Here is a 24,571-nt window from a genome sequence, read left to right as displayed (position 1 = left end):
TGACAGTATTAATTAGAGGCTCCCGGCGGATTTCGGCAGCGGCAAACCGGTGGCCGGATCAAGTCCCTTTTCGGCACTGAGTTTTTCGATCAGCTCTGCTGATGGAATGATGGATACAGCCGAGTCACGCTCGCGTTTCCATTGGAAGGTACCGTCCCACTCGGGGAGGTCCGCAGGTGGGAGTGGAACGATGTCATCCAGATCGGGGATCTTTGCCCCGAGGTGTTCATGTCGACTCAGGAAAAAACCAATTTTATTGTATCGATTGACACGCTCGTCATCTTGCTGCAATGCCATATAGTAAAGTTCATCAGACGCCGGTGGTCCTTTAAATGCATTCGCAAGACTATACGCGCTAGTGACGTTACCATTTCGGATAGCTGTTTGATGACCGTGCAGAGCCTCTTGGTAAAGCCCTGAGCCTTTCGAGTAAATTGCGTATTTTCTTCCCGCTACGGCATTGTCCTGCTCCATCGCGCACTTGTACATCGCCAGCCTGATATCGGCCGTATTGGGTACGTAAGATAAAAGTCTCCCTATGTAGTATTGCGCGTCCGGGTTCCCCAAATCAGCCGCTCGCCGAAAATAGGCCCTTGACGCAGCAACATCCTGTTTGACGCCATAACCCAATTCCAGAAAATGCGCCATGTCGTAATAAGCCCCAGGAATCCCTTTATTGACATAATATTCGGCCAGATCGATGGTCTCTTTACTGGCATCAGGAGAGCGGGCTTGTCCGGTTGACAGTAGAAATTGCAGATTGGTCGCGGCCTTGTAATGATCGTGCGCGGCCGCGATACGATAATAACGGGCGATCTCGTCGTAATCCTTCTGCCCTTTACGCTTTTCCAGGTAAAGGCCATACCGATAGAGGATGTCCGCATCCTGATTCAACGCCGGTAATGAATCGCGCTCATATGCGCACTTAAACTCAAGTCTACTGTAGGCAAAGTCCACCGACGCGGCATCAGGCATCTGCTCTTCTTTTTTTGAGCAGGCCATGATCATCAAGAAACTGAACAATGCCAGTAGCTTACTCGCCCCCACCCGATTACTTATTGAATTTTCCTGCATAACTTCACTCAATAATTAATGACTCACCCATCATCCATTCACGTCCTCCGAACTGCCAAACAGAATGCAATGGTCAGGTATTCCCGGCGGACTTCGGCAGCGGCAAACCGGTGGCCGGATCAAGTCCTTTTTCGGCGCTGAGTTTCTCGATCAGTTCTGCTGATGGAATGATAGATACAGCCGAGTCACGCTCTCGTTTCCATTGGAAGGTACCGTCCCACTCGGGGAGGGTCGCAGGTGGGAGCGGGACGATGTCATCCAGGTCGGGCACTTTTGCCCCAAGATGTTCATGTCGCGTCAGGAAATCGCTGATTCTATTGTATCGATCGACGCGTTCGTCATCTTGCTGAACAGCCAGGTAGTACAGCCGATCGGACGCTGGAGGCCCTTCGAAGGCACTCGCCAGTCGACTGGCACTGCTGTCATCGCCATTACGAATTGCTAATTGGAAGCCTTGCAAAGCCTCTTGGTAAAGCTCTGAGTTTTTCAAGTAAATTGAGTATCTTCTTCCCGCTACGCCATTACCTTGCTCCATCGCACACTTGTACATCGCCAGCATCGTTTCGGCCGTATTGGGTACATAGGACAGAAGCCTGCCTATGTAATACTGAGCGTCCGGATTTCCCAAGTCGGCCGCTCGCCGAAAATAGGCTCTGGAGGCCGCAACATCCTGTTTGACGCCATAACCCAACTCCAGGTAATGCGCCATGTCGTAATAAGCCCCCGGGATGCCTTGAGCAACATAATATTCCGCCAGATCAATGACCTCTTTACTGGCGTCAGGAGAGCGGGCTTGTCCGGTTGACAGCAGGAATTGCAGATTAGTCGCGGCCTTGTAATTATCGTGTGCAGCCGCGATACGATAATAGCGGGCGATCTCGTTGTAATCCTTCTGCCCTTTACGCTTTTCCAGGTAAAGGCCATACCGATACAGGATGTCCGCGTCCGGCTTCAACACAGGCAGCGAATCGCGCTCATATGCGCACTTAAACTCAAGTCTACTGTAGGCAAAGTCCACCGACGCGACATCAGGCATCTGCTCTTCTTTTTTTGAGCAGGCCATGATCATCAAGAAACTGAACAATACGAGTAGCAGTTTACTCGCCCCCACCCAATTGCTTATTAATTTTCCCGGCATAACTTCACTCGATGACTAATGACTTACCCATCATCACTTCACTTTCTCCGAACTGCAGTCCGACGGCAATGGTCAGGTATTCCCGGTGGGTTTTGGCAGCGGCAAGCCGGTGGCAGGATCAAGTCCCTTTTCGGCGCTGAGTTTCTCGATCAGCTCTGCTGATGGAATGATGGGTACAGCCGAGTCACGCTCTCGCTTCCATTGGAAGGTACCGTCCCACTCGGGGAGGGTCGCAGGTGGGAGTGGGACGATGTCATCCAGATCAGGCATTTTTGCCCCAAGGTGTTCGTGTCGTGTCAGGAAATCGCTGATTCTATTGTATCGATCGACACGCTCGTCATCTTGCTGTAAAGCCAAATAGTTTAGCTCATTAGAAGCAGGTGGTCCTTTGAATGCATTAGCGAGACTATACGCACTCAGATCGTCGCCATTTCGGGTAGCTGTCTGGTAGCCGTACAGAGCCTCTGGATAAAGCCCTGAGTCTTGCAAGTAACTTGAGTAGTATCTTGCTGCCAATCGATTACCTTGCTCCATCGCACACTTGTACATTGCCAATATGATTTCGGCCGTATTGGGCACGTAGGACAGTAGCCTGCCTATGTAATACTGAGCGTCCGGATTTCCCAGGTCGGCCGCCCGCCGAAAGTAGGCTCTGGAGGCGGCGACATCCTGATTGACGCCATAACCCAACTCCAGGTAATGCGCCATGTTGTAATAAGCCCCTGGAATGCCTTGAGCAACATAATATTCCGCCAGATCAATGACCTCTTTACTGGCGTCAGGAGAGCGGGCTTGTCCGGTTGACAGTAGAAACTGCAAATTGGTTGCAGCCTTGTAATGATCGTGTGCAGCCGCGATACGATAAAAGTGGGCGATCTCGTCGTAATCCTTCTGTCCTTTACGTTTTTCCAGATAAAGCCCATACCGATAGAGGATGTCCACATCCTGATTCAACACCGGTAACGAATCACGCTCATATACGCACTTAAATTCCAATCTGCTGTAGGCAAAGTCTGTCTGTGAGGACTCGGGCATCCTTTCTTCCTTTTTCGAGCAAGCCAACATGGAAAAACACAACAATGAAACAAGAACTATTTTTTTCATTACCTAGTCCCAATTCTTCATGACAGGACTCTCTTGTAGAAACTCGACCAATGATGCAACCGGCGACTTTGAAGTCATCACAGTTTCTCTTTGTAGGCCGCGCATTCTTCGTGTGTTATTTTTTTTAAGAATCTCATTCCATTTTTTGTATATCTCAGCCATGTCAGCCCCAATGGTTTCTTCCCCCGTATGCACCCCAAACAAATGCTCCCTCAACGGCCGAGTCACCGCAGGATCTTCAATACAAATATTCAACTCACTATCCACCTGCATACTGCGCGTATTGATGTTCGCGGAACCCAGCGTGGTGAACACGTCATCGACAATCATCAACTTGCTGTGCACATACACATCCATCCAGTTTTCCGGTGGGGAATCAGGTGCCACCAGGGTACAAATGTGCACTTTCAGGCCGGGGATTTCCGTGGGTGAAATGACGGACTGGTTCTTCTGGGGAAATTCATTTTCAAGCTGCGCCACTCTGGCGCGTGCGCGCTCCTGCTTTTCTTTCAAGGTTTCGTAGTACCGGGCCGCCGCCTGGTCATGAGCGGTATCGCGTTGATCCTTGAAAATGCGTGCGTTGATGGAAGCCAGGCGCTCCGCCAGCCTGGCTTGCGCAAGTTCGGCCAGCAAACCGTCACGCCGCTCGGCCTTGGCGATACCCGGCATCAGCTCCGGACGGCCCAACTGTTTCAACATGCGGAACGTATTGACGGAGCCATCGCCCATGGCCTCGCTGGAGGAGTTGGTCACGACGAACAGATACACCGGCCCGTCTTTTTCAAGATCGCGGCCCCCATTGAGCAGGTTTTGTACGACGCTCTTGATCTTGTCCGCCAGCGGTGGCCAGCGAAAGTACTGGTTCTCGATGTAGATGAATCGGGTCGTGTTGTTGACGGCCTTCAGGTAGACCTTCTCGATGTCGCGGATTCCTTCCTGGCTTTGGGTCCTGAGTATCTGCGCCATGACGGGGGGGCCGAAGCCTGGGCGCACGCGCAGTTGTCCGGCGATGTGCTGGCGAGGGCCCAGCAGGTCGATGCGGGTTTCTTTTTTCCAGGCGGTGCAGAAGTTGTCGTTCAAAAACTCAAGCACCGGCCCGGTCACCCGGCTGGAAATGTCCTGCCGGGGTGTTTCGCCGTTGCGCCCGAACTGCGCCTGGTGTCGAGCATGTCTGTGATGATCATCGTCCCAATAGGCATCCAGCGTGTTGTGCCCCATCACGAACCCGACGGCGACCTCTGGTTGCTCGTAGTCCACCAGCACCACTTTCTGGTGGTGGCTCGGTTCGGCAACCATCGCCACCGAACTCATGATTTTGTTGATCGTGTCACGATCCTTGTCGAGTGCCTTCCAGTTCAGCCGCCAGGCAATTTCTGCACGATCCATCAAGCCGAAGTCACGCGTGACGAATTCGATGTTCTTGATGCCCAGAGAGGGATCGTTACCCCATCGCATCAGGCGAAAGAAACGCTGGCCCAGCTCGATGGGGCCGGTTTCGGCGCCCGTGTAGGCCAGCCGGACCTGGCGATACCACAACTTGTCATATTCGATTTGTGCATCGTTGCGGTTCTGCTTGAATCTGCCAGACCAATTGGAGACGTTGTCGCCGGGCGTCGGGTTCTCCGAAGTCTGGGCGACGCGCAGCGTGTCGTACCAGCACAGGATTCGGACCTGAACCCCTTCATGGGCTTTCTTGATCAACAGATCGCCAATGCACTGCGAACTGGTATCGCCCCGCTTGAAGTACATCGACGGCTGAAAACCCCAACAGATGATTTCCACGCTGTTTTTGGCGGTCATGATGGCATCATAAACCGCGCCAAAGGCGCGCTCGCCGTTCACCAGCGGCTCGAAGGTGGCGGGCACCGGGTCGTATTCGGTGCACTGCACGAACCATGGCAGGTTGAGCTGGCAGGAGGTGGTCTTGCTCGTGGCGATCGGGACTGTGATCGTGGGCAGGGTCATCTTCAAGCCTCCGATTCTGGAGTATTCAGTTGGGTGTAGGCCATGCGGAACCGGCTACGGCTGTCCCGCGGCGTATCGTCAGGTTGAGGTCGGCGCTCATGGCGGTGGAAACCCTGGTTGGCCCGTTCGGCATTGCCCGGCTCTCCCAGGTAGTCGCCGCCCACCGGCACCTCGTAGCTGACGCCGTTGGCCAGTTCGATGTGATAACGAGTGGTGGTGACGTGGTGGTCGACAGCGATCCGGCCACTGGCGTCCATCACACCGTTTGCAGCCCGAACCCCATCGGCAAAGAGTGTGTAGGGCATGCCCGCCCACGACTGAAAACCTGCTGCACTGCTTTGCCCGACCGCCAACATCAGTGACTGCCTGGCCGAGCCTGCCGGCCAGGCCGGGTTATCGCGGTTAAGTTGTGCCGGGCCCTTGAAGGACTTTTTCAAGCCCCTTACATCAACGGTGCCGGGCGCATGGATGTCGATGTTGCCGTCCTTGATGCGGATGTAGGCGCCACCGCTGGTCAGCAGGATTTCATCCTGAGCGGCAATCTCGACGGAGCGCGCGGTCGAAGTGATACGCACACTGTCCCGGGCGGTGAGCTCGATGGCATCGCTCTGTGCCTGAATTTCTACCTTGCCTTTGGCCGCAAACAGCCTGGCGCCCGCGGCCTTGGCGAACAGGCTGATGCCTTGAGCAACACTGGCCAGCAATGACGAGCCGCCGGCAAGGTTGATGTCCTCTCCGCTCGACAAGGTCAACTGCTTGCCGCTATGGACGTGGGTATTTTGCGGCGTCGCGGTGACGATGTCGGCGGGCGCTGACACGATCAACAGCGGCTTGTGAAAGCCGGCCGTACGGCCACGGCCACCCGTGCTGATCGCCGCATCGGTGTCGCCGCCATTGCGTGGTTGTCGTTGAGTACTGGTGAGAGGTTTGCCCTCGCTGCCATAGTCCAGCCGAGTGTCGACATCAAGCTGATCGAGGCTGTCGACACTGCCCTGCATCGGCAGGGCGTTGTGCTGGTGAGCGGCCTCGGACAATGCCTTGACCCGCGCTTGTGCGTTCGTCAGTTGCGTCCGGGCTTCCTGGGCATCGACCTGGCCACCTTGCGCATTGGTGCGTGGCCAGGTGCTGAGGTACAAACCCTGCTGCGCGCGCAGGGCACCGTAGGCATCGGTGCGCAACTCAAAGCCGGTACCCCGCAGGGCGCCACGCTGATTGCCCTGCTGGTCGATCAGATAACCGAGGTTCAACTGGCTGTGGCCATGGCTGCTATGGATCTGGGTCCGTACCTGGCCGGTGGAGTCGTCCATCACCCATTGGTTGTAGCCGAGCCCCTTGATCTCCTGGCTCTTGTAACCACTCATCAACCCGCTTGAGTGCCAGGCGGGCTTGTGTCCGCCATAGACCTGCCCCATCACCAGGGGGCGGTCGATGTCGTTGTCGAGGAACGTCACCACGACCTCTTCCCCCGAGCGTGGCACGTTCACGCTGCCCCAGCCCTCGCCACTGCTAGCCTGCATCATGCGCAGCCAGCATGAGCCCAGTTCGCCATCCTTGAGCAGTCGGTCCCAATGAAAGCGTACGCAGATACGGTTTAGTTTGTCGGTAAAGACCTCACGACCGCTCGGGGCCACAACGACGGCGGTTTGCGGGCCGGGGTTGGCTGGTTTGGCATGAGCGAATGGGCTGCGATAAGCAATGTCCAACCGCTGGGTTTCAAAGCGATTCAGGTAAAAGCCTTCGTTATCCACCTCGAGCATCGACTGACGCTGCTCGGACTCGAAAAGCGCTTTCAGGCTACCGGGCGGGCTGACTCGTTGCCTGCCGACCGGCAGGTTGCTCTGGGCAAAGAACTCGACCGCAATGATCAGGAACTGGCGTTCCTTGGGCGTCTTGAATTCATACAATGGATGTTGGGTCAGCTCGAAACCATGACCGGGTTGCATCTGTCGCACGCCACCTTGTCCATGGATGCGTCTGGCAGCCGACTCGTCCTGCTCGATCTGCACACGGCTCAGCCAGTCGCCACGGTCCGGGTTTTGCCAGGCATATTGCCCACGGTATTGATAACGTTCGAGATCGGGCGGCGCCGAAGATGCAGGCAGCGCCGGAGTTCGCGTGATATGTGATCGGGCATGACAGAGGTAGTCGCTGCTGCTCGATTGCACCACACCATTGAGCAATCGGGCACCCGGGCTCCATTGAGTAATGCTGTCTTGCCGGTCAGCGGCCTGTTGCGTATGAAAACGCAAGGCCGATGGGCTCAAGGTCGGTAAAAGCATGGCGCTGTCAGTGAAAACGATGCAGTGACTATCGTGCGTATGCTCCACGTACCAGAACAAACCTTCCTGTTCGCACCAACGCTGCACGAAATGGGCATCGGTCTCGTTGAACTGGGTGACGTAGGACAGCAGGGGATATTCCCGTGACAGCTCGAAACGGTACGCGCCACGCGCCTGGTTATAGTGCTGGAAGACCTGGGCGAGGATGTCGGGAAGGCTCACCTCCTGCCAGATCCGGCAATCCACACGGTACTCCAGCAGGCTGAACCAGGGAGCGAAGACCAGTTGCCAGTCGTCAAGACCGCCGTCACTTCCCAGGTAACGCACGCTTTCCACCCAGCCATGCCTGGGGCTCAAGCTACCGTCGTCCAGCTTGATGCTCAGTTGTACCGCCTGACCAATGAGCTGTTCCGGGTCGAAGACCGTGGACTGGTTGATCACGTCAACCGTGTAGCGTGGCACCCGGCTCACCCGCTCCCGGGCATGGGCGCGCAACGCGAACAGCTCCTGCCCTTGGGGTGTCGTCAGTTGCAACAAGCGTCCGGCCTGGCTCAACGGCTGGACAAACGTGGCCAATGCGGCGTCTGTGATTGAATTCACCGTTCAAACTCCCTGTATCTCAAGTCCATGAGGCTTTAGCCGATCAGCCAGCCCCGGGTCTGGTCGGACAATGTGCGATCCAATATCCACACGGCGCAGCCAGGTTCAGCGCTTGCGACCAGCCAGGAGAGGCCGATTTGCACCCATTGCCCGGTCACAGGCCCGAACCGGGCGCCAATTGTGTTGAGGCGAACCTGGCGCTCGAGGTCCAGGCCAGGCAAGAAACACCGGGCGTATTCGCTGAGCTGAGTGAGACGGTTGTCACCGAGTGCGCCCTCCCCGATCAGCACGCTGACTCGCGCCGGATCGATGGCCGTGCCCTCGCACAGCGTTGCCATCAGCCGTTCGAGGGTTTGCGTGTCGGTACGCGCCTGTGCAGTGCGCGCCGGATGATCCAGCTGGATTGGCGCAAACAGTTTCATAGCACTGTCGGTCTGCGGGCCCGCAAGCTTCGGCCGGCGACGCAGTAACACCGCGCTGACTGCTTCGCCGGCTATCTCATCAGGTGCGCAAGACGACGCCTGCTCCTTGCAGACCCATGTGTCCAGACTCAGGCACAACAGATCCTGCGGCCCGGTACTGTGACCAAGGACCTCGGGCAACCACTGCGCGGGGGCTTGGGTCTGCAGGTCAAAACCATGCAGTGGAATCAGCTCCCGAGGCCACAGGCTCACGGCTCGATCAATCCAGTCCATTGCTCCCACAGCGTCTGGAGCGAACAACACAACCTGGGTGTTCGACCAGTCGATTGAGTCGCGCATTGTCGACGCCCATTTTTTCAGGGCGCCCTGCAGGATTTCACCGGAACGTCCCAGCGCCTCGACTGCTGGCCACCCTGCGGCGGGAGTGGCAAGACGGCGAATGGGCCGTCGCAGTCCGCGCGCATCAAGCAGGCGTGGGTCGTGAGAGAAGTCGGTACGCATCCCTGCCAGTTCGCTCACCGGCAGCGGTGCGTCATAAGCGCCGCAAGGTAGCCAGACCCAGGCCCGCGCAATACTGACGCAACTGGAGGCGAAATCCCCCGAGGGAAATATCGCGTCCGCCAGACGTTGAGCCTCTTGCGCCGCCAACCGTCGTTCGGAAATACGGTCGTAGATACTTCTTCGATATTCCATCTCTGTTCCTTAGAGAAGGCCTGTGTCCTTTTGCGTAGCTATCAACCTTGCACCGCAGGAAGTCAGGTCACCGTCACGAGCAACCGGTGATATCCATCCAGGGCGATCCCTGACAAACACGCCCTCCATCAGAGGTCGGGTCGTCGATTACGATGATGGGGCGCAAAGTGACGTCCGTGATTGAACATGGAAGACTCGGCTCACAGTCTGAAACCGAGGGCAAATACAAGAACCGCACGGTACTGACGGAGGTCGACTGTCACAAGTCAGCGCCTTCCTCAAACCAAGTAGTCCGAGTCCCATGACCACGTAGGACACGTCCCAGGTGCGATCCTGCCCGACTTCACGAAGCGCCTGAACGCGAAATCGGATGTGTTGAGATTGCGCACGGGGATGGAGCTGGGGGGGCGATATTTCGCAGGCGTGTTATCCAACGATTTGCCTGGACCATGCGTTTGCGTGGGATCTGAAGGGGAGATATCCGGCGGGACAGGAACCGGATGCGCCGATGGTCGAGAAGGACATCACCGAATGCGGGGATGATTATTGAAGTTTCGAGGACGCCTTCGCGGGCAAGCCCGCTCCCACAGGGGACAGTGGCGGGCCCGGATTTGGTGAACGACATCGAACCATTGCAGGAGCGAGCCTGCTCGCTCCTACAGGTAACTAGTTCTTGTGCACCTTGCTCATCAACTCCGCCTCAGCCTGGGTCAAGCCGCAGGACTGGGTCAGTTCGTCGACGCTGGCGCCCATCCCGACCAATCGTGCTGCCTGGGCAAACGACAGGCTGGTCGGGTCGCGCTGTTCCAGCTGTGCGAGTTTGTCCGGCAACGGCGCCACGATCGCCCGCAGTTCATGCAGGTCTTCGCCCATGCGCACGTTGCCGTTCTGGTAGTTGTCAACGCGTTTGCCCAGGTCCTTGATGCGCTGGTCGCGCTGCGCGTCGCCCTGGGCCTGTTGCGCGGCGATCTGCTTCTGGGCACGAATGTAGGCCAGAAACATCGCCAGCGTGCCTGCCCAGAACAGGAACAGGACAATGACCGCAACCTCGAGAATCAATCAGATACTCTCCAGTTCCGACCATTCTTCTTCGCTCATCATCTTGTCGAGCTCGACCAGGATGAGCAATTCGTTGTTCTTGTTGCACACGCCTTGAATGAACTTGGCGGATTCTTCGTTACCCACGTTCGGCGCGGTTTCGATTTCCGACTGACGCAGGTAAACCACTTCGGCCACGCTGTCGACCATGATCCCGACCACCTGCTTGTCGGCTTCGATGATGACGATACGGGTGTTGTCGCTGATCTCGGCATTCATCAGGCCGAAGCGCTGGCGGGTGTCGATCACGGTGACGACGTTACCGCGCAGGTTGATGATGCCCAGCACGTAGCTCGGGGCACCCGGGACCGGGGCGATTTCGGTGTAGCGCAGGACTTCCTGGACGCGCATCACGTTGATGCCGTAGGTCTCGTTGTCCAGCTTGAAGGTGACCCATTGCAGGATCGGATCTTCGGAACCTTTTGCCGCCGTTGCCTTGTCATTCATACCCTGACCCCTCAAGAAACCGCCCTGGCGGTGTGTGTTCCGTGCAACGCCATCGAGTGACGTCGCCTGTTGTTTATTTGATGTTTGTCGGTTTGTGGTTCGGCTTGCTGCCGGACATGTGCTTTGCCCCGCCACTGGCGATCAACTCCGCCAGGGAGGCGACGTCGAGCAAGGCGCACATGTGTTCAATCACCGTGCCGGCGAGCCATGGCCGCTGACCTCGGTGACTTCTCCATTTGATTTCATTCGGGTCCAGACGCAACGAGCGGCTGACCTGATGCACTGCCAGCCCCCACTCGTAGCCTTGCACCGAAATCACGTATTGCAAGCCCTGCTTGAAATCGTCGCGGTAACGATCGGGCATGACCCAACGCGCGGTATCGAGCACCTTGAGGTTGCCGGCCTGGCTCGGCAGGATGCCCAGGAACCACTCCGGCTGGCCGAACAACGGCGTCAATTCGTGACCGGCCAGGGAGTAAATCGACCCCAGGCACACCAGCGGCACCGCCAGGGTCAAGCCAGCGACATCGAACAGCAGGCATTCGAAGGGTTCGGCAGCCCAGGACGGACGACCATCGGTTTCCACCGGCGGCGGCGTATTGCTCGGCGGCAGATGCACTTCGACGACTGGCGGTACCAGGGTTTGCGGCACTTCGACAGCGACTGGCTGCGCTTCAACAGGTGGCGGTACCAAGGCTTGCAGCAGCGTAGCGATGGTCGAAACGGACGCCATGACCGGCGCCGGGGCTTCGATCACCGGCGCCTTGAACACTGGCGCGACGGATGCCGGCGCCGGCGCGGCCGCCGCGGCATCACGGGCCTGCTCTTCGAGCACCGCTGCCTGGAATTCGTCCAGCACCGCTTCGGCGGCGATCTCCTCGGCCACTTCCTCCAGGGGCAGCGTCAACTCTTCGGTCACGTCCTGCAGCAGGCTGTCCAGATACGACTGCAACGCCAATTGCGGGCGTAATGTGGTCTTCAATGGCCGGTTCATCCGCACGCACCTGTAGGGGCGACGGTGCGACGATTCGACTTGCTCGCGATGAACCTGAGAGCGCCACGGGATTCCAGGTTTCCCGCGTCATCGTTGACGACCATCGCGAGCAGGCTCGCTCCTGCAGGGATCGAGGTCATGTCACGCCACCTGCGCAACAAGTTGCGCCGCCAGCAGATGCTTGAGCAACGCACGGTAAGCGAGAACGCCACGGCTCTTGCCGTCGAACTGCGAAGGCGTCAGCCCGGCACGGCTGGCATCGCGCAGGCGGGTGTCCACCGGGATGTATCCTTGCCAGATTTCCTCGGGGAATTTGTCGCGCAGCACGCGCAAGGTTCCGAGGGACGCCTGGGTGCGGCGGTCAAACAGGGTCGGCACGATGGTGAAGGGCAATGCCTGTTTGCGCGAGCGGTTGATCATCGCCAGGGTGTTGACCATGCGCTCCAGGCCCTTGACCGCCAGGTGTTCGGTCTGCACCGGGATCACCAGTTGCTGGCTCGCCGCCAAGGCGTTGACCATCAGCACGCCGAGCAAGGGCGGGCTGTCGATCACGGCGTAATCGAAGTCCTGCCACAGTTGCGCCAGGCTCTTGGCAATCACCAGGCCCAGACCGCTCTGCCCCGGCGACTGGCGCTCAAGGGTGGCCAGTGCGGTGCTGGAGGGCAACAGGGAGATGCGTTCATCACTGGTCGACAGCAACAGTTGACCCGGCAGGCCTTGCGGCACGTTGCCCTTGTGCAGGAACAGGTCGTAGTTGCTGTGTTCCAGAGTGTCGGGATCGTAGCCGAAGTAGCTGGTCATGGAGCCGTGGGGGTCGAGATCGACCACGACCACGCGCTTGCCCGCCTCCGCCAGTAAACCGGCTAAAGCAATGGAGGAAGTGGTTTTACCGACACCACCCTTTTGATTGGCGACTGCCCAGACTCTCATTCGGATTGTTCCTCCCGGCCGCACGGATCGACCGAGAAATAGCTCAACGTGTTAATGCCGGTGACGGAGAATTGACGGCGTTCTCTCGTACCGGCGACTTGACCGGGGTCGGTGCAGTTTGTGTGCCAGCACGCTTCAATGCGGCATCCGGTTGCGCATGGGCGGTTCCGGTGCCGGTCAAGCTGCGGCGAACATCGAGGTTGCGCGACACCACCAGCACCACGCGACGGTTGCGGGCGCGGCCTTCGGCGGTGGCGTTGTTGGCCACCGGCTGAAACTCGCCGTAGCCCACCGACGCCAGGCGACCGGGGTTCACCCCTTGCATCGCCAGCATGCGCACGATGCTGGCCGAGCGGGCCGAGGACAGCTCCCAGTTGGTCGGGTACTGCGCGGTGCGGATCGGTTGATCGTCGGTGAAACCTTCGACATGGATCGGGTTGTCGAACGGCTTCAGGATCGCTGCGACCTTGTCGATGATGCTGAACGCAATGTCGCTGGGCATGGCATCGCCGCTGCCGAACAACAGGCTGGAATTGAGCTCGATCTCGACCCACAGCTCGTTGCCGCGCACGGTCATCTGGTTGGAGCTGATCAGGTCACCGAACGCCGCGCTGATGTCGTCGGCGATGCTTTTGAGTGGATCGCTGGCGCCGGAGACACCGGCATCGACCTGGTCACTGTCCTTGACCAGCGGCTTGGCCGGGGTCACGGTCTTCGGCCGCTCGTCACCGATGGGGATCGGCTTGAGCGCGCGATCGGAATCGGTGAAGACGCCGATCAGGGCTTCGGAAATGACCTTGTACTTGCCTTCGTTGATCGAAGAGATGGAGTACATCACCACGAAAAAGGCGAACAGCAAGGTAATGAAGTCGGCATAGGAAACCAGCCAACGTTCATGGTTTACATGCTCTTCATGTTGGCGACGACGTGCCATGAGCCTAGTCCCTTAATCCATGAAGCCCTGAAGCTTCAACTCGATGGAGCGAGGGTTTTCACCTTCGGCGATCGACAGCAGTCCTTCCAGCAACATTTCGCGATAACGCGACTGGCGCAGCGCAATGGCTTTGAGTTTGGCGGCAATCGGCAGCAGCACCAGGTTGGCACTGGCCACGCCGTAGATAGTGGCGACGAACGCCACGGCAATACCGCTGCCCAGTTGCGATGGATCAGCGAGGTTGCCCATGACATGAATCAGGCCCATCACCGCACCGATGATGCCGATGGTCGGCGCGTAACCGCCCATGCTTTCGAAGACCTTGGCCGCTTCGATGTCGCGGCTTTCCTGGGTGTAGAAATCCACTTCCAGAATGCTGCGGATCGCTTCCGGCTCGGCGCCGTCGACCAGCAGTTGCAGGCCTTTGCGCGCGTAGTTGTCGGGCTCGGCGTCGGCAATGCCTTCAAGGCCGAGCAGGCCTTCCTTGCGGGCGGTCAGGCTCCAGTTCACCACGCGGTCGATGCCACCCGCCAGGTCGACACGGGGCGGAAACAGGATCCAGGCGAGGATCTGCATGGCGCGCTTGAAGGCGCTCATCGGCGATTGCAGGAGCGCGGCGCCAATGGTGCCGCCGAGTACGATCAGCGCTGCCGGGCCGTTGGCCAGGGCGCCGAGATGGCCGCCCTCGAGGTAGTTGCCGCCGATGATGGCGACGAAGGCCATGATGATGCCAATCAGGCTTAGAACATCCATCAGATACAGGCCTCGACCAGGTGCTTGCCAATGTCATCGAGGCTGTACACCGCGTCGGCGAGTTCGGCTTTGACGATGGCCATCGGCATGCCGTAGATCACGCAACTGGCTTCGTCCTGCGCCCAGATCGAACTGCCGCCCTGCTTGAGCAGGCGCGCGCCTTCACGGCCGTCGGCGCCCATGCCGGTCAACACCACCGCCAGAACTTTGTCACCGAAGGTCTTGGCTGCCGAACCGAAGGTGATGTCCACGCACGGCTTGTAATTGAGACGTTCGTCACCCGGGAGGATTTTCACCGCACCGCGGCCATCGATCATCATCTGCTTGCCACCCGGCGCCAGCAACGCCAGGCCCGGACGCAGGATGTCACCATCCTCGGCTTCCTTGACGCTGATGCGGCAGAGCTTGTCCAGGCGCTCGGCGAAGGCCTTGGTGAAGGCGGCCGGCATGTGTTGGACCAGCACGATCGGGGCCGGAAAGTTGGCCGGTAACTGGGTCAAGACCCGCTGCAGGGCGACCGGGCCACCGGTGGACGTACCGATGGCCACCAGTTTGTAGGCTTTGCGTTTCGGCGCGGGTGACGACGCGGTGGCCCCATGGGTACGCGCAGGGATCGGTGCCGGTGCCGGACGCACGGGCGCACTGCTGCCGTAACTGCCGACGCTCGAAGGCGCGGGTGCGGGCACAGGTGCCGGAGCGCTGTAAGTGCTGACGCGACGATTGCTGCGCGAGATGCTCAGGATCTTTTCGCACAGCAATTGCTTGACCTTCTCGGGGTTGCGCGAGATGTCTTCGAAATTCTTCGGCAGGAAGTCCACCGCACCGGCATCCAGCGCATCGAGGGTGACCCGGGCGCCTTCGTGGGTCAGCGAGGAGAACATCAGGACCGGGGTCGGGCAGCGTTGCATGATGTGCCGCACAGCGGTGATGCCGTCCATCATCGGCATCTCGTAGTCCATGGTGATCACGTCGGGCTTGAGGGCCAGCGCCTGATCGATCGCCTCTTTGCCGTTGGTCGCCGTGCCGACGACCTGGATATTGGAATCCGCTGAAAGAATTTCCGAGACGCGGCGGCGGAAAAACCCCGAATCGTCCACCACCAGGACTTTGACTGCCATAAACACTCCATTAGATGGAGCGAGGCCAGGCGCCCCGCTCCACCAGAATCAAATACGCCGTGTGGCGTAACGCTTGAGCATGCTCGGAACATCGAGAATCAGCGCGATGCGGCCGTCACCGGTGATGGTGGCGCCGGACATGCCCGGAGTTCCCTGGAGCATTTTGCCCAATGGCTTGATGACCACTTCTTCCTGGCCCACCAGCTGATCGACGACAAAGCCGATCCGCTGCGTGCCCACCGAAAGGATCACCACATGGCCCTCGCGCTGCTCTTCGTGAGCGGCGGAGCTGACCAGCCAGCGTTTGAGGTAGAACAATGGCAGCGCCTTGTCCCGCACGATCACCACTTCCTGGCCGTCCACGACGTTGGTGGTCGACAGGTCGAGGTGGAAGATCTCGTTGACGTTCACCAGCGGGAACGCGAACGCCTGGTTGCCGAGCATGACCATCAGCGTCGGCATGATCGCCAGGGTCAGCGGCACCTTGATGACGATCTTCGAACCCTGGCCCTTGGCCGAATAGATGTTGATCGAGCCGTTGAGCTGGGAGATCTTGGTTTTCACCACGTCCATGCCCACGCCGCGACCCGATACGTCGGAGATCTCGGTCTTGGTCGAGAAACCCGGGGCGAAGATCAGGTTGTAGCATTCGGTGTCGCTCAGGCGATCGGCGGCATCCTTGTCCATCACACCGCGTTTTACCGCGATGGAACGCAGGACGTTCGGGTCCATGCCTTTGCCGTCATCGGAGATCGACAGCAGGATGTGATCACCCTCCTGCTCGGCCGCCAGGATCACCTTGCCGCCCCGGGCCTTGCCCGAAGCTTCGCGTTCTTCCGGCGATTCGATGCCGTGATCGACCGCGTTGCGCACCAAGTGGACCAGCGGGTCGGCCAGGGCCTCGACGAGGTTCTTGTCGAGGTCGGTTTCTTCGCCGACCAGTTCCAGGTTGATCTCTTTCTTGAGCTGGCGAGCCAGGTCGCGAACCAGGCGCGGGAAGCGCCCGAAGACTTTCTTGATCGGTTGCATCCGGGTCTTCATGACCGCGGTTTGCAGATCGGCGGTGACCACGTCGAGGTTCGACACGGCCTTGGACATGGCTTCGTCGCCGCTGTTGAGGCCCAGGCGGACCAGGCGGTTACGCACCAGCACCAACTCGCCGACCATGTTCATGATCTCGTCCAGACGCGCGGTGTCGACGCGCACGGTGGTCTCGGCTTCGCTCGCCGGTTTTTCCGCCGGAGGCGCGGCCGGGGCGCGGGCAGCAGCCGGTGCAGCAGCAGCTGCCGGGGTCGGCGCTTCGGCTTTTGGCTCCGTTGCCCTGGCCACAGGTTTCGGCGCCGCAGCCTTGGCTGCCGGTGCCGCAACGGAAGCGTTCGAACCGTTGGCCACCGTCGCGGTGCCGACTTCGCTGAACTTGCCTTTGCCGTGCAATTCGTCGAGCAGCGCTTCGAACTCGTGATCGGAAATCAGATCGCTGCCGGCCGCCACCGCGCTGGGTGCCGCGGGTGCTGGCACAGAAGCAATGGCCGACTCCAGCGCTTCGACAGCAAAGTTACCCTTGCCGTGCAGCTGGTCGAGCAGTGCTTCGAATTCGTCGTCAGTAATATCGGAACTGTCGCCTGCGGATTTCGGGGCTTCTGGCGCAGCCGGTGGCGGGACCACCGCGTCAACGGCGAACTGGCCTTTACCGTGCAGTTGATCGAGCAACGACTCGAACTCGGCGTCGGTGATTTCATCGCTGCCAGCGGCATTGCTGGCCGGCGCTGGAGCAACCGCCGGGGCCTCGGCCTGGGCCTTGACGGCGTTCAGTGAGTCCAGCAGTTGTTCAAATTCGGTGTCGGTGATGTCATCGGAACCGGTTTCGGCCACTGGCACTTCAATGACCTCGGCGACGGGCGCAGAAGCCACCTCGTCGGCCGATTGCGGCTCGGCCAGACGGGCCAGCGCCGCGAGCAGTTGCGGTGTCGCGGCCGTGATCGGGCTGCGTTCGCGGACTTCGCTGAACATGCTGTTCACCGCGTCCAGCGCTTCGAGAACCACGTCCATCAGTTCCGAGTCGACGCGACGCTCACCCTTGCGCAGGATGTCGAACACGTTCTCGGCGATGTGGCAGCACTCCACCAGCTCGTTGAGCTGGAGGAAGCCGGCGCCCCCTTTTACAGTGTGAAAACCGCGAAAAATTGCATTGAGCAGATCCGCATCATCCGGACGGCTTTCCAGCTCGACCAGTTGCTCGGACAGTTGCTCTAGAATCTCGCCGGCCTCAACCAGGAAATCCTGAAGGATCTCTTCATCGGCGCCGAAGCTCATTAAGGGGGTGCTCCTACAGGTCTAAAAACCCAAAAAACCTAAAATTCTAAAACTCTAAAATCCCAGGCTGGATAACAAATCGTCCACATCGTCCTGACCGGACACAACGTCTTCTCTTTTATCGGCATGAATCTGCGGACCTTCACCCTGAGAGAGATGTTTTTGTGGATCTTTTTCAGCAAGCATCGCTTCACGGTCATGTTCGATGCCCGCAAAGCGGTCCACCTGGCTGGCCATCAGCACGAGCTTGAGCAGGTTGCTTTCAACTTCGGTGACCAACTGGGTCACACGCTTGATCACCTGGCCTGTGAGGTCCTGGTAATCCTGGGCGAGCAGGATGTCGTTGAGGTTGCCCGACACCGCGCGATTGTCCGTGCCGCTGCGCGTCAGGAACCCGTCGACCCGCCGGGCCAGTTCTCGAAACTCTTCGGCGCCGACTTCGCGACGCATGAAACGCCCCCAGTCCGCGCTCAACACCTTGGCTTCATCGGCCAGGCCATTGACCAGCGGCGTGGCACTTTCCACCAGATCCATGGTGCGATTGGCCGCAGCCTCGGTCAGCTTGACCACATACCCCAGGCGCTCGGTGGCGTCGGTGATCTGCGACACTTCTTCGGCTTGCGGCATGTGCGGGTCAATCTGGAAATTGACGATCGCGCTATGCAGCTCGCGAGTGAGCTTGCCCACTTCCTGATACAGGCCACGGTCACGGGTCTGGTTGAGCTCATGGATCAATTGCACCGCGTCGCCGAACTTGCCTTTTTCAAGGCTCTCGACCAATTCGACGGCGTGTTTTTTCAGGGTCGATTCAAAGTCGCCCAATGAAGTTTCGTTATTGCCCATAGCTCCCCCGTGGCGCATTCATCAACCGATGCGTTCGAAAATCTTCTCGATTTTTTCTTTCAACGCCTGGGCCGTGAAGGGTTTGACCACATAGCCGTTAACGCCGGCCTGGGCCGCTTCGATGATCTGCTCGCGCTTGGCTTCAGCGGTTACCATCAGCACCGGCAGGTGCTTGAGCTTTTCATCGGCACGCACGTGGCGCAGCAGATCGATACCGGTCATGCCAGGCATGTTCCAGTCCGTTACCAGAAAGTCGATGCTTCCGCTGTTGAGCACCGGAATGGCGGTAGTGCCATCGTCGGCCTCGACGGTGTTGGTGAACCCAAGGTCACGCAGCAGGTTCTTGATGATCCGCCGCATCGTTGAGAAGTCATCAACGATGAGGATTTTCATGTTCTTGTCCAATTCGACCTCCAAGCAGTCTTAAACGCGTCCAGCACCTGGACGCGCCATTTCAATCAATCCGGCAAAGCACTCAATGACTGTCTGGAGCACAACAGATCGAGACCGGTGCAGTTCAACACCACACCAGCCTCGTTCGCAGTGTCCCCACACTGCCTTCAGCGCGCTCGCCACTCCCCCAAACGCCCCCGCAAACGGGCCGCGCACTGGCTGTGTAACTGGCTGACCCGCGATTCGCTGACCCCCAGGACCTCACCGATTTCCTTGAGGTTCAACTCTTCGTCGTAGTACAGCGCCAACACCAGTCGCTCACGCTCCGGCAAATTGGCAATCGCATCCGCCAGCGCAGCCTGGAAGCGTTCATCTTCCAGGTCGCGTGACGGCTCGATATGAGCACTCGCGCCATCCTCGTGCAGCCCATCGTGTTCGCCGTCCTGCAACAGGTCGTCGAAACTGAACAGCCGGCTGCCCAGGGTGTCGTTCAAAATCCCGTAGTAATCATCGAGACTCAATTGGAGTTCGGCCGCAACTTCGTGATCTTTAGCGTCTCGGCCGGTTTTAGCTTCAATCGAGCGAATGGCATCGCTGACCATGCGCGTGTTGCGATGAACCGAACGTGGTGCCCAGTCCCCCTTGCGCACCTCATCGAGCATGGCGCCGCGGATTCGTATGCCCGCGTACGTTTCGAAACTGGCGCCTTTGCTGGCGTCATATTTGGTCGACACTTCAAGCAGGCCGATCATCCCGGCCTGGATCAGGTCTTCGACCTGGACACTGGCCGGCAAACGCGCCAGCAAGTGGTAGGCAATGCGTTTAACCAGCGGCGCGTAACGCTCGATCAGCTCGTACTGCGCATCGCGTGCCGACTTCTTGTAGAGGTTGTAGCCGCTGGCTGTCATAGAACAGGTCCTGCTGTCTGCTGCACGAGCCGCTCGACGAAAAACTCCAGGTGCCCGCGCGGGTTGGCAGGCAGCGGCCAGGTATCGACCTTCTGCGCGATGGCCTTGAACGCCAGCGAGCACTTGGAACGCGGGAAGGCCTCGTAGACCGCGCGCTGCTTCTGCACGGCCTTGCGCACGCTCTCGTCGTAGGGCACCGCGCCGACGTATTGTAGGGCGACATCGAGGAAGCGATCCGTGACCTTGGTCAACTTGGCGAACAGGTTGCGTCCTTCCTGCGGGCTCTGGGCCATGTTGGCCAGGACGCGGAAGCGGTTCATGCCGTAGTCGCGGTTCAGCAACTTGATCAAGGCGTAGGCGTCGGTAATCGAGGTCGGCTCGTCGCACACCACCAGCAGCACTTCCTGGGCTGCGCGGACGAAACTGACTACCGAGTCACCAATGCCCGCGGCGGTGTCGATCACCAATACGTCGAGGTTGTCGCCGATATCACTGAAGGCCTGGATCAGGCCGGCGTGTTGCGCGGGGCTCAGATGCACCATGCTCTGAGTGCCGGATGCGGCCGGAACGATACGGATGCCGCCGGGTCCCTGCAGCAATACATCGCGCAGTTCGCAGCGGCCTTCGATCACGTCGGCCAGGGTACGTTTGGGTGTCAGGCCCAGCAGAACGTCGACGTTCGCCAGTCCAAGGTCCGCGTCCAACAGCATGACGCGCCGGCCAAGCTCGGCCAAAGCCAGGGACAAGTTCACTGACACATTAGTTTTCCCGACGCCACCTTTGCCGCCGGTCACCGCGATCACCTGTACGGGATGCATGCTGCCCATGTTATTTCTTTACCTTGTCTTGCATAGACGGAGGCCACATTACTGGCTGCGCGTTCACAAACGGAACAATGCATGGCAGACCATCGATGTAGGTACAAAAACTGTTCATTATCACCTCAGCCAACCTGCTTGGTCGGGCTGTGGTAGATGTCAGCGAACATGTCAGCCATGGCTTCTTCGCTGGGTTCTTCCTGCATTTGCACGCTCACGGCGCGGCTGACCAACTGATGACGACGCGGCAGATGCAAATCATCCGGGATCCGCGGGCCATCGGTCAGGTAAGCCACCGGCAGTTCATGACTGATGGCAAGGCTCAACACCTCACCCAGACTTGCCGTTTCATCCAGTTTAGTCAGGATGCAGCCTGCGAGCCCACAACGCTTGTAACTGTGATAAGCGGCCGTTAGAACCTGTTTCTGGCTGGTGGTTGCCAGGACCAGATAATTTTTCGAGCGGATGCCACGACCGGCCAGGCTTTCGAGCTGCATGCGCAGGGCCGGATCGCTGGCCTGCAGGCCGGCGGTATCGATCAGCACCACGCGCTTGCGCAGCAATGGCTCCAGCGCCTGCACCAGGGACTGGCCCGGATCGACGTGGGTCACCGGCACATTGAGTATGCGCCCCAGGGTCTTGAGCTGCTCCTGGGCACCGATGCGGAAGCTGTCCATGCTCACCAGCGCAATGTTCTGCGCGCCGTACTTGAGCACGTAGCGGGCGGCCAGCTTGGCCAGGGTGGTGGTCTTGCCCATGCCGGCAGGGCCGACCATGGCAATCACACCGCCCTCTTCCAGCGGCTCGACTTGCGGCGTAACGATCATGCGCGCCAGGTGCGCCAGCAACATGCGCCAGGCCTGACGAGGCTCTTCGATTTCGCTGATCATCGCCAGCAGGTCGCGCGACAGCGGGCCGCTCAGGCCGATGCGTTGCAGGCGACGCCAGAGGTTGGCCTGGTCCGGACGGCTGCCTTGCAGCTGATTCCAGGCCAGGGAGCCGAGTTGGACTTCCATGAGTTCGCGCAGGCTGTTGAGTTCGAAACGCATTGAGTCGAACGCACGTGGATCCACGCCAGCGGACGCTGGCGCAGCGGCTGGCGTGGGGCGACGGGGTTCGGCGCAGGTCGGTTCGATCAGCGGCTCGGCGGCGGTCAACGGCAAGCCGGCGAACAACTGGCGATTGGTTGCATTGTCGCTCTCGCCATCGCCACGCAGGCTCAACTCGGCCTGGGCGGTGACGATCCGCGACTGAGTCTTGCGCAGCTCGTCTTCGAGCTCCATGTTCGGAACCCGCGGCGCCAGCGCCGACAGCTTGTAATCCAGCGCAGCCGTCAGTTCGACACCCCCGGCGATCCGGCGGTTGCCAATGATGGCGGCATCAGCGCCCAGCTCATCGCGAACCAGCTTCATGGCCTGACGCATATCGGCGGCGAAAAAACGCTTAACTTGCATAAACCACTACCTCAGCCGTTGGGCCCTACTGTCGCAACGATGGTCACTTGCTTGTTGTCAGGAATTTCCTGGTAAGCCAACACGTGCAAACCCGGGACTGCGAGCCGGCCAAATCGCGAGAGCATCGCGCGAACCGGACCGGCCACCAGCAGAATCACCGGCTGACCTTGCATCTCCTGACGCTGCGCCGCGTCGATCAACGAACGTTGCAGTTTCTCGGCCATGCTTGGCTCCAGCAGAACGCCCTCTTCCGAGCCTTGTCCTGCCTTTTGCAGACTATTGAGCAATATCTGTTCCAACCTTGGCTCAAGCGTGATGACTGGCAGCTCCGACTCAGTGCCTACAATGCTTTGGACGATTGCGCGGGATACGCCAACCCGCACGGCAGCCACCAGCGCGGCGGTATCTTGACTCTTGGCGGCATTGTTGGCGATCGCCTCGGCAATGCTGCGGATATCGCGCACAGGCACTTGTTCGGCCAACAGCGCTTGCAGCACCTTGAGCAGTTGCGACAGCGAAACCACACCCGGCACCAGCTCCTCGGCCAGTTTTGGCGAGCTTTTGGCCAGCAATTGCATGAGTTGCTGTACTTCTTCGTGACCGATCAGTTCACTGGAATGCTTGTAGAGTATCTGGTTCAGGTGGGTAGCCACTACTGTACTGGCATCCACCACCGTATAACCGAGGGATTGCGCCTGGGCGCGCTGGCTGATTTCGATCCAGACTGCCTCCAGGCCGAAAGCCGGATCTTTGGCGGTAATGCCGTTGAGCGTGCCGTAGACCTGCCCCGGGTTGATCGCCAGCTCGCGATCCGGGTAGATCTCCGCTTCGGCCAGGATCACCCCCATGAGGGTCAGGCGATAGGCACTTGGCGCCAGGTCGAGGTTATCGCGGATATGCACCGTGGGCATCAGGAAGCCCAGATCCTGGGACAGCTTCTTGCGTACGCCCTTGATCCGCGCCAGCAACTGGCCGCCCTGGTTGCGGTCCACCAATGGAATCAGGCGATAACCCACTTCCAGGCCGATCATGTCGATCGGTGTCACGTCATCCCAGCCAAGTTCCTTGGTTTCCTGGGCGCGGGCCGGCGACGGTAGCAATTCCTGCTGGCGCTTGACCTCTTGCAGAGCCTGCACCTTGGCGACGTTCTGCTTTTTCCAGAACAGGTAAGCGCCACCGGCCGCCAGGGCCGCCATGCTCAGGAACGAGAAGTGCGGCATGCCGGGCACCAGGCCCATGACCGCCATCAAACCGGCTGCCACCGCCAGCGCCTTGGGCGAGGCGAACATCTGGCGATTGATTTGCTTGCCCATGTCTTCCGAACCGGACGCACGGGTCACCATGATCGCCGCCGCTGTCGATAACAACAGTGATGGCAATTGCGCCACCAAACCGTCACCGATGGTCAACAGCGCATACACCTTGCCGGCGTCGCCGAAGGTCATGCCGTGCTGGAAGATGCCGACCGCCATGCCGCCGATCAGGTTGATGAACAGGATCAGCAGGCCGGCGATGGCGTCACCCCGGACGAATTTGCTCGCACCGTCCATGGAGCCATAGAATTCGGCTTCCTGGGCCACTTCCGAGCGACGGGCCTTGGCCTGGGCCTGATCGATCAGGCCGGCGTTAAGGTCGGCGTCGATCGCCATTTGCTTGCCGGGCATCGCATCGAGGGTGAATCGCGCGCTCACCTCGGAAATCCGCCCAGCCCCCTTGGTCACCACGACGAAGTTGATGATCATCAAGATCGCGAAGACCACGATACCGACCACATAGTTACCGCCGATCACCACCTCACCGAAGGCCTGGATCACCTTGCCGGCGGCGGCATGGCCATCCTGGCCGTGAAGCATCACCACCCGCGTGGAGGCCACGTTCAACGCCAGGCGCAACAGCGTCGCCACCAGCAAAATGGTCGGGAACACCGCGAAATCCAACGGCCGCAAAGCGTAGACGCACACCAGCAGCACGACGATGGACAGGGCAATGTTGAAGGTGAAGAACACGTCCAGCAGGAACGGCGGCACCGGCAACATCATCATCGCCAGCATGACCAGCAGCAACAGCGGCACGCCCAGATTGCCTCGACTGAGGTCGGCAACGTTTGTGCGGGCACTGTTGATTAACTGAGAGCGATCCACCGGTTTTCCCCGTTCCTTTAAAGCAAACTTTTGACGCCTGAAGCAGGCGCAGGGCGGCTACTGCAAGAAGCTTTCCAACTTTTGCGGGGTTTGAAATAGAGGGGCTTATCAACGAAATGAGCGCGTGAATCATCCGTAGCAGCTGCCGAGCC

The 24,571-nt window shown here is 59.3% G+C and carries 20 protein-coding genes; all 20 read right to left on the bottom strand.

Features of this window, described 5'->3' with window-relative positions; translation table 11 throughout:
• Nucleotides 1-12 precede the first annotated feature (12 nt).
• Nucleotides 13-1,074 (bottom strand): SEL1-like repeat protein, encoded by a 1,062-nt coding sequence (locus tag PMI34_RS07440; RefSeq protein ID WP_008052292.1) that lies wholly within the window; start codon nucleotides 1,072-1,074, stop codon nucleotides 13-15.
• Nucleotides 1,075-1,147: 73 nt separating this feature from the next.
• Nucleotides 1,148-2,212: an SEL1-like repeat protein gene (locus PMI34_RS07445; protein WP_008052290.1), complete on the bottom strand. Its 1,065-nt coding sequence runs from the start codon at nucleotides 2,210-2,212 to the stop codon at nucleotides 1,148-1,150.
• Between the two features lie 72 nt (nucleotides 2,213-2,284).
• On the bottom strand, nucleotides 2,285-3,316 hold the full coding sequence (locus PMI34_RS07450; protein WP_238538803.1) for an SEL1-like repeat protein: 1,032 nt from the start codon (nucleotides 3,314-3,316) through the stop codon (nucleotides 2,285-2,287).
• Nucleotides 3,317-3,319: 3 nt separating this feature from the next.
• Nucleotides 3,320-5,281 (bottom strand): phospholipase D-like domain-containing protein, encoded by a 1,962-nt coding sequence (locus tag PMI34_RS07455; RefSeq protein WP_008052285.1) that lies wholly within the window; start codon nucleotides 5,279-5,281, stop codon nucleotides 3,320-3,322.
• 2 nt (nucleotides 5,282-5,283) lie between these two features.
• Nucleotides 5,284-8,160: a type VI secretion system Vgr family protein gene (locus PMI34_RS07460; protein WP_008052283.1), complete on the bottom strand. Its 2,877-nt coding sequence runs from the start codon at nucleotides 8,158-8,160 to the stop codon at nucleotides 5,284-5,286.
• A 35-nt stretch (nucleotides 8,161-8,195) separates the two neighbouring features.
• Nucleotides 8,196-9,275, bottom strand: a complete 1,080-nt coding sequence (locus PMI34_RS07465; protein ID WP_008052281.1) for a hypothetical protein — start codon at nucleotides 9,273-9,275, stop codon at nucleotides 8,196-8,198.
• Between the two features lie 666 nt (nucleotides 9,276-9,941).
• On the bottom strand, nucleotides 9,942-10,334 hold the full coding sequence (locus PMI34_RS07470; protein WP_007980743.1) for a DUF2802 domain-containing protein: 393 nt from the start codon (nucleotides 10,332-10,334) through the stop codon (nucleotides 9,942-9,944).
• The gene (locus tag PMI34_RS07475; RefSeq protein ID WP_007980742.1) at nucleotides 10,335-10,820 is read right to left on the bottom strand and encodes a chemotaxis protein CheW; all 486 of its coding nucleotides are present in this window, start codon (nucleotides 10,818-10,820) and stop codon (nucleotides 10,335-10,337) included.
• 73 nt (nucleotides 10,821-10,893) lie between these two features.
• Nucleotides 10,894-11,814: a CheW domain-containing protein gene (locus PMI34_RS07480; RefSeq protein ID WP_008052277.1), complete on the bottom strand. Its 921-nt coding sequence runs from the start codon at nucleotides 11,812-11,814 to the stop codon at nucleotides 10,894-10,896.
• A gap of 141 nt (nucleotides 11,815-11,955) precedes the next feature.
• On the bottom strand, nucleotides 11,956-12,744 hold the full coding sequence (locus tag PMI34_RS07485) for a ParA family protein (RefSeq protein ID WP_008052275.1): 789 nt from the start codon (nucleotides 12,742-12,744) through the stop codon (nucleotides 11,956-11,958).
• A 43-nt stretch (nucleotides 12,745-12,787) separates the two neighbouring features.
• Nucleotides 12,788-13,678 carry a flagellar motor protein MotD gene (gene motD, locus PMI34_RS07490; protein WP_008052273.1) on the bottom strand — a complete coding sequence of 297 codons (891 nt, stop codon included), beginning with the start codon at nucleotides 13,676-13,678 and terminating at the stop codon, nucleotides 12,788-12,790.
• A 12-nt stretch (nucleotides 13,679-13,690) separates the two neighbouring features.
• The gene (locus tag PMI34_RS07495) at nucleotides 13,691-14,431 is read right to left on the bottom strand and encodes a flagellar motor protein (protein WP_008052271.1); all 741 of its coding nucleotides are present in this window, start codon (nucleotides 14,429-14,431) and stop codon (nucleotides 13,691-13,693) included.
• Nucleotides 14,431-15,549 carry a protein-glutamate methylesterase/protein-glutamine glutaminase gene (locus tag PMI34_RS07500; protein ID WP_008052270.1) on the bottom strand — a complete coding sequence of 373 codons (1,119 nt, stop codon included), beginning with the start codon at nucleotides 15,547-15,549 and terminating at the stop codon, nucleotides 14,431-14,433. The genes PMI34_RS07495 and PMI34_RS07500 overlap by 1 nt, the downstream gene beginning before the upstream one ends.
• A 48-nt stretch (nucleotides 15,550-15,597) precedes the next feature.
• A complete protein-coding gene (locus PMI34_RS07505) occupies nucleotides 15,598-17,862 on the bottom strand; it encodes a chemotaxis protein CheA (protein ID WP_008052268.1) in 2,265 nt (754 codons plus the stop codon).
• Nucleotides 17,863-17,916: 54 nt separating this feature from the next.
• Nucleotides 17,917-18,705, bottom strand: a complete 789-nt coding sequence (locus PMI34_RS07510) for a protein phosphatase CheZ (protein ID WP_008052267.1) — start codon at nucleotides 18,703-18,705, stop codon at nucleotides 17,917-17,919.
• A gap of 21 nt (nucleotides 18,706-18,726) precedes the next feature.
• Nucleotides 18,727-19,098, bottom strand: a complete 372-nt coding sequence (locus PMI34_RS07515; RefSeq protein ID WP_003183998.1) for a chemotaxis response regulator CheY — start codon at nucleotides 19,096-19,098, stop codon at nucleotides 18,727-18,729.
• Between the two features lie 167 nt (nucleotides 19,099-19,265).
• Complete coding sequence (gene fliA, locus PMI34_RS07520) at nucleotides 19,266-20,006, bottom strand: RNA polymerase sigma factor FliA (RefSeq protein ID WP_008052266.1); 741 nt, start codon at nucleotides 20,004-20,006, stop codon at nucleotides 19,266-19,268.
• Nucleotides 20,003-20,833, bottom strand: a complete 831-nt coding sequence (fleN, locus tag PMI34_RS07525) for a flagellar synthesis regulator FleN (RefSeq protein ID WP_008001746.1) — start codon at nucleotides 20,831-20,833, stop codon at nucleotides 20,003-20,005. Before fleN ends, fliA begins: the two co-directional genes overlap by 4 nt.
• 116 nt (nucleotides 20,834-20,949) lie before the next feature.
• The gene (gene flhF / locus PMI34_RS07530) at nucleotides 20,950-22,278 is read right to left on the bottom strand and encodes a flagellar biosynthesis protein FlhF (RefSeq protein WP_008052265.1); all 1,329 of its coding nucleotides are present in this window, start codon (nucleotides 22,276-22,278) and stop codon (nucleotides 20,950-20,952) included.
• A gap of 11 nt (nucleotides 22,279-22,289) precedes the next feature.
• Nucleotides 22,290-24,419, bottom strand: a complete 2,130-nt coding sequence (gene flhA, locus PMI34_RS07535) for a flagellar biosynthesis protein FlhA (protein ID WP_032829794.1) — start codon at nucleotides 24,417-24,419, stop codon at nucleotides 22,290-22,292.
• Nucleotides 24,420-24,571 lie beyond the last annotated feature (152 nt).

The sequence above is a fragment of the Pseudomonas sp. GM74 genome (assembly GCF_000282455.1).
In the GTDB taxonomy this organism is placed as follows: domain Bacteria; phylum Pseudomonadota; class Gammaproteobacteria; order Pseudomonadales; family Pseudomonadaceae; genus Aquipseudomonas.
The sequence above is the reverse complement of the archived record's forward strand: the minus strand, read 5'-3'. Positions and strand labels throughout refer to the sequence as shown.